At 42.1% G+C, this 15,266-nt stretch carries 13 protein-coding genes; 10 read left to right on the forward strand and 3 right to left on the reverse strand.

Translation table 11 applies throughout. The features are described 5' to 3' along the window. A complete protein-coding gene (locus R2Q85_RS07725) occupies positions 1 to 1,248 on the reverse strand; it encodes a 6-bladed beta-propeller (protein ID WP_316811188.1) in 1,248 nt (415 codons plus the stop codon). A 168-nt stretch (positions 1,249 to 1,416) separates the two neighbouring features. Between R2Q85_RS07725 and ahcY the strand changes: the two genes are divergently transcribed. Next, entirely contained in the window at positions 1,417 to 2,733 is a 1,317-nt protein-coding gene (ahcY, locus tag R2Q85_RS07730; RefSeq protein ID WP_316811189.1) for an adenosylhomocysteinase, read from the forward strand. A gap of 75 nt (positions 2,734 to 2,808) precedes the next feature. Here the strand turns inward: ahcY and R2Q85_RS07735 are convergent, their stop codons facing one another. Then, complete coding sequence (locus R2Q85_RS07735; RefSeq protein ID WP_316811190.1) at positions 2,809 to 4,389, reverse strand: mechanosensitive ion channel family protein; 1,581 nt, start codon at positions 4,387 to 4,389, stop codon at positions 2,809 to 2,811. Positions 4,390 to 4,415: 26 nt separating this feature from the next. On the opposite strand from R2Q85_RS07735, the gene R2Q85_RS07740 reads away from it, so the two are divergent. The 5 genes from R2Q85_RS07740 (at position 4,416) to R2Q85_RS07760 (ending at position 9,871) form a co-directional block, all read left to right on the forward strand. Then, entirely contained in the window at positions 4,416 to 5,138 is a 723-nt protein-coding gene (locus R2Q85_RS07740; protein WP_316811191.1) for a pyridoxine 5'-phosphate synthase, read from the forward strand. Between the two features lie 10 nt (positions 5,139 to 5,148). Further along, entirely contained in the window at positions 5,149 to 5,718 is a 570-nt protein-coding gene (locus R2Q85_RS07745) for a hypothetical protein (RefSeq protein ID WP_316811192.1), read from the forward strand. 91 nt (positions 5,719 to 5,809) lie between these two features. Continuing rightward, positions 5,810 to 8,692, forward strand: coding sequence for an aminomethyl-transferring glycine dehydrogenase (gene gcvP, locus R2Q85_RS07750; RefSeq protein ID WP_316811193.1), 2,883 nt, complete (start codon positions 5,810 to 5,812; stop codon positions 8,690 to 8,692). 39 nt (positions 8,693 to 8,731) lie between these two features. After that, positions 8,732 to 9,325, forward strand: coding sequence for a YceI family protein (locus R2Q85_RS07755; RefSeq protein WP_316811194.1), 594 nt, complete (start codon positions 8,732 to 8,734; stop codon positions 9,323 to 9,325). A gap of 147 nt (positions 9,326 to 9,472) precedes the next feature. Next, positions 9,473 to 9,871 carry a response regulator gene (locus tag R2Q85_RS07760; protein WP_316811195.1) on the forward strand — a complete coding sequence of 133 codons (399 nt, stop codon included), beginning with the start codon at positions 9,473 to 9,475 and terminating at the stop codon, positions 9,869 to 9,871. A 3-nt stretch (positions 9,872 to 9,874) separates the two neighbouring features. Here R2Q85_RS07760 and R2Q85_RS07765 read toward each other — a convergent pair whose 3' ends face one another. Next, a complete protein-coding gene (locus R2Q85_RS07765; protein WP_316811196.1) occupies positions 9,875 to 10,639 on the reverse strand; it encodes an MBL fold metallo-hydrolase in 765 nt (254 codons plus the stop codon). An 82-nt stretch (positions 10,640 to 10,721) separates the two neighbouring features. Here R2Q85_RS07765 and recJ point away from each other — a divergent pair, with 82 nt between their 5' ends. The 4 genes from recJ to R2Q85_RS07785 all read left to right on the forward strand — a co-directional run bounded on the left by recJ (position 10,722) and on the right by R2Q85_RS07785 (position 15,241). Then, positions 10,722 to 12,425, forward strand: coding sequence for a single-stranded-DNA-specific exonuclease RecJ (recJ, locus tag R2Q85_RS07770; protein ID WP_316811197.1), 1,704 nt, complete (start codon positions 10,722 to 10,724; stop codon positions 12,423 to 12,425). A 48-nt stretch (positions 12,426 to 12,473) separates the two neighbouring features. Then, the gene (lptB, locus tag R2Q85_RS07775) at positions 12,474 to 13,208 is read left to right on the forward strand and encodes an LPS export ABC transporter ATP-binding protein (RefSeq protein ID WP_316811198.1); all 735 of its coding nucleotides are present in this window, start codon (positions 12,474 to 12,476) and stop codon (positions 13,206 to 13,208) included. Positions 13,209 to 13,228: 20 nt separating this feature from the next. After that, positions 13,229 to 14,737, forward strand: coding sequence for a GH3 auxin-responsive promoter family protein (locus R2Q85_RS07780; protein ID WP_316811199.1), 1,509 nt, complete (start codon positions 13,229 to 13,231; stop codon positions 14,735 to 14,737). Positions 14,738 to 14,812: 75 nt separating this feature from the next. After that, positions 14,813 to 15,241, forward strand: coding sequence for a CBS domain-containing protein (locus tag R2Q85_RS07785; protein WP_316811200.1), 429 nt, complete (start codon positions 14,813 to 14,815; stop codon positions 15,239 to 15,241). The last annotated feature ends 25 nt before the right edge of the window (positions 15,242 to 15,266 follow it).

The following is a 15,266-nucleotide window of genomic DNA, read 5'->3' on the forward strand; positions in this document are numbered from 1 at the left end:
CTAACCTTTTTTGGGTTTTAACTGAACAATAATTGGATTGCTTTTTTTGTCGCTTGTTTTAAAATAATGATTCAAAACATCATTATACTTCCGGTTCCTCTTTTCATTCTGCTCTTTGAATGCAAACATGGCCAGGGAGGAATAACTGGTATAAAAGTAGCCGCCATCAAACTTGTGGAAGCCCTTGTTCGTAAAATCGTAATAATAACCGGCGTCAGTTACCGGCAGGAAGCTGGAAAGTGAATCTGGCTCGAGGTGGTTAATTGATGTCATACTGCCCGACTTTAGATGATATACCAATGCATTCTTTTTGTTATTGGACCATGTAAAACTGGCTGTTTTAAAAAAAAGGTTATCCCCTATCTGGTATGGATTGCCTACTGCATAAATTACGGCAGGGTTTTTTGTAAAAAACTCCTGCCTTTTATTTTTATACACAGGATTGGTTTTGAAATCGGCCGGCAAAGAATTGGATGCCGGAAATATGACCCGGTAGGCCAGCGACAGACTTTTGGGGCTTAGCTTATAAATATTGTATTCATAAAACGTGAGACAGAAAAATTCATCCGGCACCCCGTAATCGGTTAAGTTGTTACCGGCAGTAAAAAACTGGTCTTCCTTGTACCTGCTCTTGTTATAAGGGAAATATTTGCCCAGCTCTTTATCATCTTTCAACAATGCAATTTCATATTGGGTACTGTCTTTATCCTTTTTATCCGTATAGGCTTGCTTTATGGTTGTTCCATCTGTAAACTTAAAGGCATTGCCATAGGGCAGATCTTTGGAAAGTACTTTTCTGAGCATTTTACCTTCCAAATTAAAATAGAGAAAATAACGACCGGTATAAACCTGGATAATGGGTTCGTTATTTTCCTTGGTTAAGGTAAAACCATAAAAATTCTTGTCTTCTTTATCGTTAGGGTCTTTCTCTACTTTGCTTGAACTGATCTTATTTTTATACTTGCCATCTTTAGTAAAGATTAAGATGGACTTGGTATCATAGTCATAAATGATATAATATTTATTGGTAAGCTCTAGCTGACTGATGGAACCGAAAAGGCTTTCTTTTGTGGTTTCCAGCGGAATAAATTTTACTTCATCGAAAAGCTGTGAAACAGTGGCACCTCTGGCTGCTTCGGGATCGATGCGAAGGGTACGCATTTGGGAGCTGTCTATTTTACTGGCTTGGGCAAATAGGGCGGTATAAAAAAATATGCAGATGGAAAGTGTACAGAGCGTTTTGGTCATAAAAAAAGTTTGGTTTGGTTTTTAAAGCTAAGTATTTAAATTCAAAATAAGACCTTTGTTGCAACAGATACCACCTTTATACAGTAATGCTTTTGCAAGCTTTAATTTTTTGTTACCATAAATAAAAAGAAATAGTCGTAAATTTGCAGCTCATTTAAATAAAAAAATATGTCATCAGTAGAGACAACTTACGTTCCTTACAAAGTTAAGGACATTTCACTGGCAGAATGGGGCCGCAAAGAGATCGGACTGGCAGAGGCAGAAATGCCTGGATTAATGTCATTGCGTGAAGAATTCGGACCATCGAAACCTTTAAAAGGTGCCCGCATTGCAGGATGCTTACACATGACCATCCAGACTGCGGTTTTAATTGAAACACTGGTAGAACTTGGTGCTGAAGTGACTTGGTCATCCTGCAACATTTTCTCTACCCAGGATCACGCTGCTGCTGCTATTGCTGCTGCAGGTATCCAGGTTTATGCATGGAAAGGCCTTAATGAGCCTGATTTTGATTGGTGTATTGAGCAGACCTTACATTTTGGTCCTGAGCGCAAGCCATTAAACATGATTTTAGATGACGGCGGTGATTTGACCAATATGGTGTTTGACAGGTTCCCTGAACTGATTGCGGACATCAAAGGTTTATCGGAAGAAACTACCACTGGTGTACACCGTTTGTATGAGCGCATGAAAAATGGCACTTTGCATTTACCTGCAATCAACGTAAACGATTCTGTTACCAAATCTAAGTTTGACAATAAATATGGCTGCCGTGAGTCATTGGTTGATGCGATCCGTCGTGCAACTGATGTAATGATGGCTGGTAAAGTGGCTGTTGTAGTAGGTTATGGCGATGTAGGTAAAGGTTCTGCTGAATCTTTAAGTTCACAAGGTGTACGTGTGATCGTTTCAGAAATTGATCCGATCTGTGCACTACAAGCGGCAATGGAAGGTTATGAAGTGAAGAAATTCGCTACAGCTGTTAAAGAAGCTGATATCATTGTAACCACTACCGGTAACTGCGATATCGTTCGTGCTGAGCACTTCAAAACCATGAAAGATAAAGCGATCGTTTGTAACATTGGTCACTTTGACAATGAAATTGACGTTGCCTGGTTAAACAAGAACTATGGCGATACTAAAATAGAGATCAAGCCGCAAGTAGATTTATATACTATTGATGGCAAAGACATCATTTTATTGGCTGAAGGCCGCCTGGTAAACTTAGGTTGCGCAACTGGTCACCCGAGCTTTGTAATGTCTAACTCTTTTACCAACCAGACATTGGCCCAGTTGGAACTTTGGACCAATACAGATAAATATGAGAACAAAGTATATGTACTTCCTAAATATTTAGATGAGAAGGTTGCACGCTTGCACCTGGCTAAAATTGGGGTAGAACTTGATGTTTTAGATCAGCACCAGGCTGATTATATCGGTGTTCCTGTGGAAGGTCCGTTTAAACCGGAAGCTTACAGATACTAGTTCATTCGGGTTTGCCCGGCCAAAATTAAAAAAAGATGCAGCCAATGGCGGCATCTTTTTTTTTGACCTGTAATTTTATTCCTTATTGATCACAGGGCCAGGGACTGTACTGGCATTGCCATCTCTGATGGCCTGGTAATGTGGCGACATGATCTCTACCCCTGCAGCATCAAATGCAATATGGATGTTTTTATGAATTTCAGAATAGATGGCAGGCATCTTTTTCGGGTTATCAATATAGGCATTCAGCTGGTAAGAAACATACCAGTCTTCCAGGCTGGTTTGCAGCACAAAGGGTCTTTTTTCTCTAATTACCCCCTCTGAAGTCATTGCCGCATTAATCAGCAGTTCATGGGCTGTTGCCCATGGAATGTCATAACCCAGTGTAACTGTTGTGTGCAGCACCAGACCGTCCTGATTGGCCATACTGCTGTAGTTTACGGTATTGCCGTTTAATATGGCACTGTTTGGAATGGTAATTACCTCGTTCTTAGGTGTTAAAATACGTGTAACCAGCAAGGATTTCTCCTGAACAATACCTGTGGTATCACCAATTTTTACAACATCACCAATTTTAAACGGCCGCATATAGGTGATCACCATTCCCGCAACACCATTGCTGATGGCGGAGGAAGAACCAAAGGAGATCAAAAGCCCTAAAAACACGGAAACCCCCTTAAATATTTCAGAATTGGAACCCGGAATAAAGGGCCAGATCACCACCACCATAAAAGCATTCAAAACAATGCGTACAATATTAAAGGTTGGCTTTGCCCAGTCCGGATAAAAACCATTGATCTTTAATTTTTCGGCAGCAATCTCATCAGAAAGGAATTTGATCGCCTTTTTTAGGTAATGGAACACAATTACAATTACAGCTATGGTGATGAGGCTGGGGATAAAATCTATGATCGCACTGAATATATTCTTTAAGGGGTTAAGTATAAAACCGATGAGGCTGTCGCTCCAGGGTTTGGTCCAGGGAAAAAGCCGGAAAACAATGGGCAGAGTAAGGTACACCAGTACGATGATGACGATGAGCTTGATCAGCCCCAGGAATTTGCTGATCAGCAGCAATTCATTTTGCCTGTTGATCAGTTCATAGTTTTTAATTTTGAGTCCAACTATCCTTTGGTGCAGTTTAATGCGGAGCCATGCATTAAAGCGGTTTGAGTATTTGTTGAGGAAATAAATGCAAAACCCAAGAACGATCAGGATGAGCAAACCAAGGCCTGCCCGTTTCAATAATTCGGTTAAGTTGGTCTCATTTTTATAAGTTTTGATGTTGTTGATCATGATTTCCTGGTAAGCTTTTGCCATGATATTCTGGTCCATCTTTACCGAATCGGCATCAGCTTTAGACAGGCTGAGCAAAACATCACCTTTATAAACAATGGCCACCAGTGTTGAATCGTCTGCTGTGACGAGAGAATCTGGAACAAAGAGCATATCCTCGGCGAGCGCTTCTACTTTTCCGGAAGTTCGCTGTGCCCTTTCGGAGGCCGACAGAGAGCCCAGCTTGTTCTTGATGTGAAACAAAGTATCGGCGTGAGCGATAACCGGATAGCCTTTAAAAATACTGCTGTCCTGCCGGGCATAAGTTAAGTTGCAAATACCAACCAGGGCTATAAAAACAAATAGAGATCGTATTGACATAGGTTATTTATTTTATCTTTGTTTACATGACAAAACTCTCTGTAAATATCAACAAAATAGCCACTTTACGCAATAGCCGTGGCGGCAATAATCCTGACCTGGTAAAAGTAGCACTCGATTGTGAACGCTTCGGTGCAGAAGGGATAACCGTGCACCCCCGCCCTGATGAAAGACACATCCGTTACCAGGATGTATATGACTTAAAAGCTGTAATTGCAACAGAGTTTAATATTGAGGGCAATTGCAGGGAACAGAAATTTGTGGAGCTTGTATTGGCCAATAAACCGGCACAGGTAACCCTGGTACCTGATGCTGATGGACAAATTACCTCCAATCATGGCTGGGATACCATCAAACATCTGGATTATTTAAAGGAAATGGTTGGCCTGTTTAAATCTGCAGGGATAAGGGTATCTATTTTTGTAGATCCTGTGGTAGAAATGGTTGAGGGCGCTGCGCAAACAGGTACGGACAGGATTGAACTTTATACTGAGGCTTATGCCCATAACTTTTATGAAAACCGGGAAAAGGCGGTTTTACCCTATGTTGCGGCTGCACATAAGGCACATGAGCTGGGCTTAGGAATTAATGCGGGTCACGACCTTGATCTGCATAACCTGAAATATTTTGCAGAAAGCATACCTGGTTTGCTGGAAGTGAGTATAGGCCACGCGCTGATCAGTGATGCGCTCTATTTAGGGCTGGAGAATACCATACAAATGTATTTAAAGCAGTTAAAACAACATTAAGCCTTAATTTATGAACAGGAAAAAATTGATCCCGGTATATTTGCTCTTCACAATTCTTATTGCCGCCTGCAGTAATAATGCAGTTTTAGACCAAAGTGCAGCAACTGATCTGGTAAGTGATTACCTGAAAGCAAACCCGGTTTATGAGACACAACAGCTGGAATTGGGAGAAGTTAAATTTAAAAGCAAAAACGATAAAGCAGCCCTGGCCAGTTACAAAGATCTGCAGGACAAAGGTTTTGTAGTTATGGAACTGCAGGAACAGAAGAAAAAATTCCTGTCCAAAGACAGTGCTTATGTATACCAGATCAGCCTGACCGATAAATCGAAACCTTACGTACTGAAGCAGGAACAAAACAAGGCGACACTGAAAGTAATCGAATATGCCCAGGATGAAGACAAGCCAGTTAGTGTTGACAAAAGCAGTAATAAAACAGCAAAAGTTACGGTAATGCTCAAAAAAGTAAAAAATGCTTTCACCGTTTTTTATAAGGACCAAAACACGGGCAGTAATTTCATTACTAAAACCTATAAGCTGAAATACAAAAAGGAGTCTGGCTGGGCTGTTACGGGCGAGTAAACCGCAACTATTAAAAGTTCATGCAGTTTTTTTTAACTGAAGCTAAGGGTATTTTTTATTACCTTTGCGCAACTTTTTATTCATAGACTCCATGAGCTTAGATATTTATTACAAAGAGGACTTTAAAGACCGCCACATTGCCCCAAACACGCAGGATACCGATGCCATGTTACACACCATTGGCCTTGCTACGATTGATGAACTGATTGAACAAACGGTTCCTCAAAAGATCAGGTTAAAACAGCCATTGAATTTACCTGAGGCAAAATCTGAAAAAGATTACCTTGCGGCTTTAAAACAAACGGCTTCTTTAAATAAAGTTTTCAAATCTTATATTGGACAGGGTTATTACAATACCACTACGCCCGGAGTAATATTAAGGAACGTAATGGAAAACCCGGGATGGTATACCCAGTACACACCATACCAGGCCGAGATTGCGCAGGGCCGTTTGCAGGCTTTATTAAATTTCCAGACCATGGTGATTGACCTTACCGGGATGGAAATTGCCAATGCATCTTTACTGGACGAAGGTACAGCTGCAGCGGAAGCTATGTTTATGCAATACAGCTTAAAAAAGAACCAGCAGGCGACGAAATTTTTTGTATCTGAACTGTTGTTTCCTCAAACCATAGATATTTTAAAAACAAGGGCCAATCCTTACGGGATTGAACTGGTAATTGGCAACCATCAGTCGTTTGAGCTGAATGGAGAGTTTTTTGGCGGCATTATCCAATATCCTGCCGGCAATGGTGAAGTATTTGACTATACGGGTTTTGCACAGAAAGCACATGATCAAAATGTTAAGGTAACGGTTGTAGCTGATCTGCTGAGCCTGACCTTACTGACTCCTCCGGGAGAATGGGGAGCGGATGTAGTAGTGGGAACCACTCAGCGTTTTGGTGTACCTATGGGCTTTGGCGGGCCCCATGCTGCTTATTTTGCAACTAAAGATGAATACAAACGTTCCATCCCGGGTCGTATTATTGGTGTCACTATAGACAGCAACAACAATTACGCTTTGCGTATGGCATTACAAACCAGGGAGCAGCATATCCGCAGGGACAAAGCCACTTCAAACATTTGTACTGCACAGGCCTTATTGGCGATCATGGCTGGCTTTTATGCCGTATATCATGGCCCAAAAGGTTTGAAACTGATTGCAGAACGTACGCATGGCCTGACGGTTACGCTGGCCAGATCACTGGAGAAGATTGGCTACAAACAACTGAATAAAGCTTATTTTGACACCATACAGCTGGACCTTGGTGACCTTGCAGATTCTATCCACAGAGAATGTTTAGACAATGAGCTGAACCTGCACTACAACGGAAATACGGTGACCATTGCGCTGGATGAGACCACCTCGGTTGAAGACATTAAACTGCTGACCAAAATCTTTTCAAAAGTAAAGGCCATAGCAGCGGATGCTGTGGAACTGGCAGATGAAAAAAATGTACAGACTGTAATTCCTGCGGCCTTACAGCGTCAATCTGCTTATTTAAGCCATCCGATATTCAATGCGCACCACTCGGAACACGAGATGTTGCGTTATATCAAATCACTGGAAACCAAAGATCTTTCCCTTTGTCATTCCATGATTGCCCTGGGATCATGTACCATGAAACTCAATGCAACCACTGAAATGATCCCGGTTACCTGGCCGGAGTTTGGTGGGATCCATCCATTTGCACCTGCAGACCAGGTTCTAGGTTACTATACAGTATTTAATGAGCTCGATAAATGGCTGAGTGAAATCACTGGCTTCGCGGCCATGAGCTTACAGCCAAATGCCGGGGCACAGGGCGAATATGCAGGATTGATGGTCATCAGGGCTTACCATAATGATCGCGGCGATGCGCACCGTAACATTGCACTCATTCCTTCTTCTGCACATGGAACCAATCCGGCTTCTGCTGCAATGGCAGGAATGAAGATCGTGATTGTTAAATCAATGGAAAACGGGAATATCGACGTGGCAGATTTAAAAGCTAAAGCTGAAGAACATGCTGCCCATCTATCCTGCCTGATGGTGACCTACCCCTCTACTCATGGTGTGTTTGAAGAAAGTATTGCAGACATCTGCAGCATCATCCATGAAAATGGCGGACAGGTTTATATGGACGGTGCAAATATGAATGCACAGGTTGGGTTGACCAGCCCCGGGAATATCGGTGCGGATGTTTGTCACCTGAACTTACATAAAACTTTCTGTATCCCCCATGGTGGTGGTGGCCCGGGCATGGGCCCGATTGGTGTGGCAAAACACCTGATGCCTTACCTTCCGGGTCATGCTGTAGTGGACATCAATAACGAAAAATCTATTCATGCCGTATCTTCTGCACCCTGGGGTTCTGCATCAATATTGATTATCTCACATGCCTATATTGCCATGATGGGGTCTACAGGGCTTACCAATGCCACCAGGTATGCGATTTTAAATGCGAATTACATGAAAGCGCGTTTGGAGCAGCATTACCCCGTTTTGTATTCGGGAGCAAACGGGCGTTGCGCACATGAGATGATCCTGGATTGCAGAGGTTTCAAAAGCTATGGAATTGAAGTGGTTGACATTGCCAAACGTTTAATGGACTATGGTTTTCATGCACCAACAGTATCTTTCCCGGTTGCGGGGACCTTAATGATTGAACCTACGGAAAGTGAACCCAAGCATGAGCTGGACCGTTTCTGCGATGCTTTAATCGCGATCCGCAAGGAGATGGCTTTAGTGGAGCAGGGTGGGTTGGACAAAACAGACAACCCCTTAAAAAATGCACCACATACTGCGGCTGTAGTAACAGGCGACGAATGGACCCATGCTTACAGCAGACAAACGGCGGCATTTCCTTTGCCTTATGTTGCGGCCTATAAGTTCTGGCCATCAGTAGGCAGGGTTAACGATTCCTTTGGAGACAGGTCACTGGTTTGTGCATGTCCGCCAATTGAAAGTTACCTGGAAGAACCTGTAGCATAAATACATCAAAAAACCTATCTTGCATCAAAAACATAAAGAATGAAATTAAAACTCAGCTCATTGGCATTACTACTTGTAGTAATTACTTCCTCGGCCTTTATTGCACCGGTGTTAAAGCCGGTAACGTATAAAGTTGATGTAGAAAAATCTACCTTAACATGGGTAGCTAAAAAAGTAACAGGCGGCCACAACGGCAGCATTAATCTTCAATCGGGCAATTTGCAGTTTGAGGGTAAAAAACTGGCAGGTGGAAATTTTACCATCAACATGGCCACGATAAAGGATGCCGATAAAAGTGAGAAACTGGAAGGACACTTAAAAGCAGATGACTTTTTTGGTGTTGATAAATTTGCGACATCCAGCTTTGTAATTAAAAAAGTTGCTGCCGGATCTGGAAATCAGGTAAATGTAACAGGCGACCTGACCATAAAAGGAATAACCAATTCCATCACTTTCCCTGCAGCTGTGGTATGGAATGCAGATGGGACGGTAACTGCTACCGCAGATAAAGTAGTGGTAGACAGGACTAAATTTGGCATTAAATTCAGGTCTAAAGGCATGTTCCCGGACATAGGCGACAAAATGATTTACGATGATTTTGAACTTTCCATCAAACTGATCGCGAAAAAATAGGTACACTTGTATTAATTATTAAAAAGCCATTATTAATAATGGCTTTTTTTATTGATAAAATAAATGTTTATCAGTTAAAATAATTACAGACATATTTCATAACTTTATAACAGCAGCAAATATTTTGGCTAAAAGCCAGCAACCCTTATGATGGATAATAGAATTAACCTTCTCGTTATTGATGATGATGACATCAACATCTTCATTATCAAAAAGATTGTAGAAAAAACGGGATACAATGTTAATATGGTATCCAAGGCAAATGGCTTACTGGCCATAGATCATTTAAAAGCCACACTAGGTCAGGAATCCTTTCCTCACCTGATATTAATAGACATCAACATGCCTGTTTTAAATGGCTGGGAGTTTCTGGACACTTATGAAGAGCTAAATATCGAAAAAAGGGTAGACATGTATATGCTGTCTTCTTCGGTTTATGAAAATGATATAGAAAAGGCCAAAACCTATGCAAAAGTAAAGGGATTCATTTCTAAACCCCTTTCTATAGAAAGGTTAATAGAGCTTTTTAATTTACTCGGTCAATAAAAACTAGGAGATCTTAAACTGCCCCTCTGTTAAGCTTACGTAACCGGAAGCTTTTGTTTTGCCATGATAAAACAGGCAGTTCCAATGCTCGGCTGCTGCCCTTTTTCCGAATTCTTCACGAAGCTCCATCGCTTTACGACCGTCAAAATCATATTTTGCAATAAATTTCCTGAGCAGCTCTTCAGGCTCTGGCAAGACATCTCCTCCAAAAAAAACTTTATCGTTGCCGTCATCCAGTAAAAAGACCTGGTGGAAAGGCGTATGGGCACCAGTCAGTTCATAACTGATCTCGGGCGTCAGCTGCCCCGAACCTTCAATAAAAGTAAGCTGGGCGTTGCGCTGCAGGAAATCAAATATTTCCGTTTTATAGGAGGAGGAAGGACTGGTAAACGCACTCTCCCACTCTCCCCTTTGTATGACATAACTGGCATGGGGGAAACTGAGTTCCATATTATCATCCACATAGTTGATCATACCGCCGGAATGATCAAAATGGAGATGTGACATGAGTACCATGTTTACATCGTCGGGGTCAAAGCCTGCCTTTTTTATGTTTTCATGCAAAATCAACTTCCCCTGATCATTACGATACCCCAGGCCGGTATCAAACAGTAAAAGTGAATCTTTTAACTGGACAAGGAAGGGCTGAATATGAACAAACAAAGAAGCTGGTCTGCTTTTTGGATCGTCTGTTTCCGGGTTAAACGGAATAAACTTTTTATCGGCAGCTACAGAATAAGACCCCTCGTATAAAGTGAAAACTTGCAATGGCGTAGTTATTAATTAATGATATATTTACGAATCATTGCAAAGATATGGAACCTGCATGAAGTAATAGCATTATAATTAGATGAAGAAAAGATGGGTTCAAGCTGTACAGGGCAATAAAGAGACAACCGAGCTGCTTGCGCAAACGTTAAATATAGATCAAAGTTTAGCCCAGATACTGGTGCAAAGGGGGATTTCCTCTTTTGAGGAGGCAAAGGAATATTTCAGACCTGATATGGCCAGGTTACATGATCCCTTTTTAATGAAGGACATGGATAAAGCCATAGGACGTATTGACAGGGCAATCGGTAGCGGGGAAAAAATATTGGTTTACGGCGACTATGACGTGGACGGTACGACTTCGGTAGCGCTTGCTTTCAGTTTTTTTAGCCAGTTTACGGCAGAAATTGCTTATTATATCCCCGACAGGCACAAAGAGGGTTATGGCATATCTACAACAGGAATAGATTTTGCCAGGGAAAATGGTTTCAGCCTGATCATTGCACTGGATTGCGGGATCAAATCTAACGACAAAATAGCTTATGCAAATACCTTAGGTATAGACTTTATCATCTGTGACCACCATTTACCCGGAGAGGAGCTGCCGGCGGCAGCGGCCATTCTTGATCCAAAACGCAAGGATTGCCCTTACCCTTTTAAAGAACTGGCTGGCTGTGGCATTGGATTTAAGCTTGCCCAAGCCTATTGCCTGCGACATGACCTGCCTGCAGAACAGTATGAACGTTACCTGGATCTGGTAATGGTAAGCATTGCCGCGGATATTGTTCCGGTAGCGGACGAGAACAGGATACTGGCTTATCATGGCCTGGTTAAGCTGAATACCCGGCCTTGCATGGGTTTGAAGGCCTTGATGGACATATCGGGCAAAAATAAAAATTACAGCCTTACAGATGTGGTATTTACCCTGGCCCCACGCATTAACGCCGCCGGACGCATGGACCATGCCAACCAGGCAGTGAAAATGCTGCTGTGTACCGAGGACAGCCTTGCCCAGGAACAGAGTTTACTGATTAACCTCCAAAATACCGAACGCAAAACATCAGACCAGAACATGACTGCAGAGGCCCTGGCCTTGATAGGTGAATGTGAGATCCTGATGAATAAAAGGACCACCGTTGTTTACCATGAGAGCTGGAATAAAGGGGTAATAGGTATTGTGGCGTCCAGACTAATAGAAAAATATTACCGTCCTACAGTGGTGCTGACAAAATCGAATGGCTTGCTTACCGGTTCTGCCCGTTCTGTAGCCGGCTTTGATCTGTATGAGGCCCTTCTGGGTTGCGAAGATTTGCTGGTGCAGTTTGGCGGACATAAATTTGCCGCTGGCTTAACGATAAAGGCAGAGGATATGGATTCTTTTACAGATCGCTTTGAAAGCATAGTAGCGGCAACCATTACCGAAAACCTGCTTTGCCCTGAAATTGGCATAGATAATGAAATCAGGCTGTCACAGATAGATGGAAAATTTCAGCGGATCATTGCACAAATGGCACCCTTTGGCCCACATAATTTGGCTCCGGTATTTGTAAGTCATGAAGTAATTTTAGCAGGCAGCTCATTTGTTGTGGGCACAAAACATTTAAAATTAACCATAAAACAACAAAATTCAGCTATTTTTGATTGTATAGGTTTTGGAATGGCTGAAGAATATGAACACTTGCTACAACCAAACCGGCCTTTTTCTGTTTGTTATACAATTGAAGAGAATGTATGGAAAGAACAAAAACGTTTACAATTGAACATTAAAGCCATTAAACTGGATTGAGCAAATCTACAATCGTAAAAAATCGCAAATCGTAATTCGTAATTATAAATGATATTAAGAGCTGAGCATCTCATAAAAAAATACAAGCAGCGAACTGTTGTTAATGACGTCTCATTTAGTGTAAGCCAAGGTGAAATTGTGGGCTTGCTTGGGCCAAACGGCGCAGGCAAAACAACTTCATTCTATATGATTGTTGGCTTGATCAAGCCGAATGAAGGCACCATTTATTTAGACGAACATGACATCACCAAAGATCCGATGTACCGCAGGGCGCAGAAAGGTATAGGCTACCTGGCCCAGGAAGCATCGGTATTCAGGAAGCTTTCGGTTGAAGACAACATTATGGCCATTTTGGAAATGACAAAGATGGGCAGGGAAGAACGCCATGAGAAGCTGGAAGAATTGATCACAGAATTTAGTTTACATAAAGTACGTAAAAACAGGGGTGACCTGCTTTCCGGAGGAGAACGCAGAAGGACAGAGATCGCAAGGGCCCTGGCCGCAAGTCCGAACTTTATTTTACTGGATGAGCCTTTTGCAGGGGTAGATCCGATTGCAGTAGAGGAGATCCAGACTATAGTTTATAAACTTAAAAACAAAAACATTGGGATATTGATCACAGATCATAACGTACAGGAAACCTTGTCAATTACAGACAGGGCCTACCTGCTTTTTGAAGGTAAAATATTGGAATCGGGCACGCCGGAGGTGCTTGCGGCCAATGAAATGGTAAGGCGGGTTTATCTTGGCTCGAACTTCGTATTGCGCAAAAAACAGTTATAGTCTTTATTCAAAACCAACAGATGGCAATTGTAAATTCAATTTTTACATGGTACATGAAAAAGCGCGTTCACCAGATCGAGCTTTTCATGAAATATCCACACGATGTGCAGGAAGAATGGTTTCACAAACTGATATCCAGCGCAGAACATACCGAATGGGGGCTGAAGTATGATTATCAGTCAATCCTTTCGCCACAGCAGTTTAAAGAAAGGGTACCCATTCAGAATTATGATACTTTAAAACCTTACATAGAACGGATGCTGAAAGGGGAGCAAAACATCCTCTGGTCTTCAGAGATCAAGTGGTTTGCCAAATCATCCGGAACAACAAGCGACAGGAGTAAATTTATTCCCGTGTCTGAAGAATCTTTGCAGGAGTGCCATTTTAAAGGTGGTAAAGACATGCTGTCTATCTTTTGTAACAACAGGCCCGACAACCAGATCCTGACCGGAAAAGGCCTGGTACTTGGAGGAAGCCATCAGATCAACCAGCTCAATGAGGATTCCTTTTACGGAGACCTCTCGGCGGTACTGATCAAAAATTTACCGGTATGGGCCGAGTATTACCGCACACCGAATATTTCTATTGCCCTTATGGACAACTATGAGGAAAAAATGGAAAAGATGGCCGAGGCGACCATTAAAGAAAATGTAACCAATATTGCCGGGGTGCCTACCTGGACAATAGTACTGGCAAAAAAGGTGCTGGAAATAACCGGAAAAAAGCATTTACTTGAAGTGTGGCCCAACCTGGAACTTTACATCCATGGAGCCGTTAATTTTAAGCCTTACCGGGAACAGTTCAAAGAGCTGATCCCCTCAGCGGAAATGTATTACCTGGAAACTTACAATGCTTCTGAAGGCTTCTTTGGCATACAGGATGAGGTAAATTCAGATGAGATGCTGCTGATGCTGGATTATGGAATTTACTATGAATTTCTGCCGTTGGAACACCTGGAGGAGAAACATCCACGTACCTTATCGCTGGAGGAAGTTGAACTGCATAAGAATTATGCCATTATCATTTCTACAAACGGCGGTCTGTGGCGTTATATGATTGGCGATACAGTCCAGTTTACCAGTCTTTTTCCGTACCGGATAAAAATTACCGGTCGTACCAAACATTTCATCAATGCTTTTGGCGAGGAAGTGATCATTGACAATGCCGAACAGGCCATTTGTAAGGCCTGTACCGAAACAGGAGCCGTATTTAAAGATTATACGGCCTGCCCCATCTATTTTAAAGGGGAAGAAGTAGGTGGTCATGAATGGATCATCGAATTTGACCAGCAGCCCAATGATTTTGAACGCTTTGTGGATGTATTGGATCAAACCTTAAGGGAAGTAAATTCTGATTACGATGCCAAGCGTTTCAAAGACCTGGCCCTGCGCCGGCCAAAAGTGCACAATGCCCCTTACAATACATTTTACAACTGGTTAAAATCTAAAGGCAAACTGGGCGGGCAGCACAAAGTACCAAGACTGGCCAATGACCGGAAATATGTGGATGAAATTTTATCTATACTTTAAATTAATGTTTTTGCAGAGAGATTATTGAAATTCATTTTTTTTAGTTAAATTTAATCAGCTAAATATGAATTCTTTATGAAAACGGTACAACAATTACTCAGCACCAAATCGGCACAAATTTTCGCTGTAGCAGAAAATTCATCAGTTTTAGATGCCTTAAAAGTAATGATGGAAAAAAACATCAGTGCCTTGCTTGTACTGGAGGGGGATCGGCTGCTGGGAATTTTTACGGAGCGTGATTACGCCAGAAAGATTATTTTGCATGGAAAATCTTCGGCCGAAACCGTTATAAATGAAGTGATGACAGCCCATCCCATTACGGTGCTGCCATCGGACAGCATAGAGTTTTGCATGGGCATTATGACAGACAAGCACATCAGGCACTTACCGGTAATGCAGGAAAACGTACTTTTAGGAATGGTATCTATCGGTGACGTGGTAAAATTCATTATTGAAGATCAGAAGCAGACCATTTCCCAGCTGGAGAGCTACATCAGCAGCTAAGCTGGATAACATTTAAAGCAAAGGC

Source organism: Pedobacter heparinus (assembly GCF_032678725.1).
Lineage (GTDB): Bacteria > Bacteroidota > Bacteroidia > Sphingobacteriales > Sphingobacteriaceae > Pedobacter > Pedobacter heparinus_A.

Coding starts and splice junctions, on each gene's coding strand:
- R2Q85_RS07755 (WP_316811194.1), top strand. CDS start 8,732: ATGAAATTAAAACTCAGCTCATTGGCATTACTACTTGTAGTAATTACT.
- recJ (WP_316811197.1), top strand. CDS start 10,722: ATGAAGAAAAGATGGGTTCAAGCTGTACAGGGCAATAAAGAGACAACC.
- R2Q85_RS07725 (WP_316811188.1), bottom strand. CDS start 1,248: ATGACCAAAACGCTCTGTACACTTTCCATCTGCATATTTTTTTATACC.
- lptB (WP_316811198.1), top strand. CDS start 12,474: ATGATATTAAGAGCTGAGCATCTCATAAAAAAATACAAGCAGCGAACT.
- R2Q85_RS07760 (WP_316811195.1), top strand. CDS start 9,473: ATGATGGATAATAGAATTAACCTTCTCGTTATTGATGATGATGACATC.
- ahcY (WP_316811189.1), top strand. CDS start 1,417: ATGTCATCAGTAGAGACAACTTACGTTCCTTACAAAGTTAAGGACATT.
- R2Q85_RS07745 (WP_316811192.1), top strand. CDS start 5,149: ATGAACAGGAAAAAATTGATCCCGGTATATTTGCTCTTCACAATTCTT.
- R2Q85_RS07785 (WP_316811200.1), top strand. CDS start 14,813: ATGAAAACGGTACAACAATTACTCAGCACCAAATCGGCACAAATTTTC.
- R2Q85_RS07780 (WP_316811199.1), top strand. CDS start 13,229: ATGGCAATTGTAAATTCAATTTTTACATGGTACATGAAAAAGCGCGTT.
- R2Q85_RS07740 (WP_316811191.1), top strand. CDS start 4,416: ATGACAAAACTCTCTGTAAATATCAACAAAATAGCCACTTTACGCAAT.
- R2Q85_RS07735 (WP_316811190.1), bottom strand. CDS start 4,389: ATGTCAATACGATCTCTATTTGTTTTTATAGCCCTGGTTGGTATTTGC.
- gcvP (WP_316811193.1), top strand. CDS start 5,810: ATGAGCTTAGATATTTATTACAAAGAGGACTTTAAAGACCGCCACATT.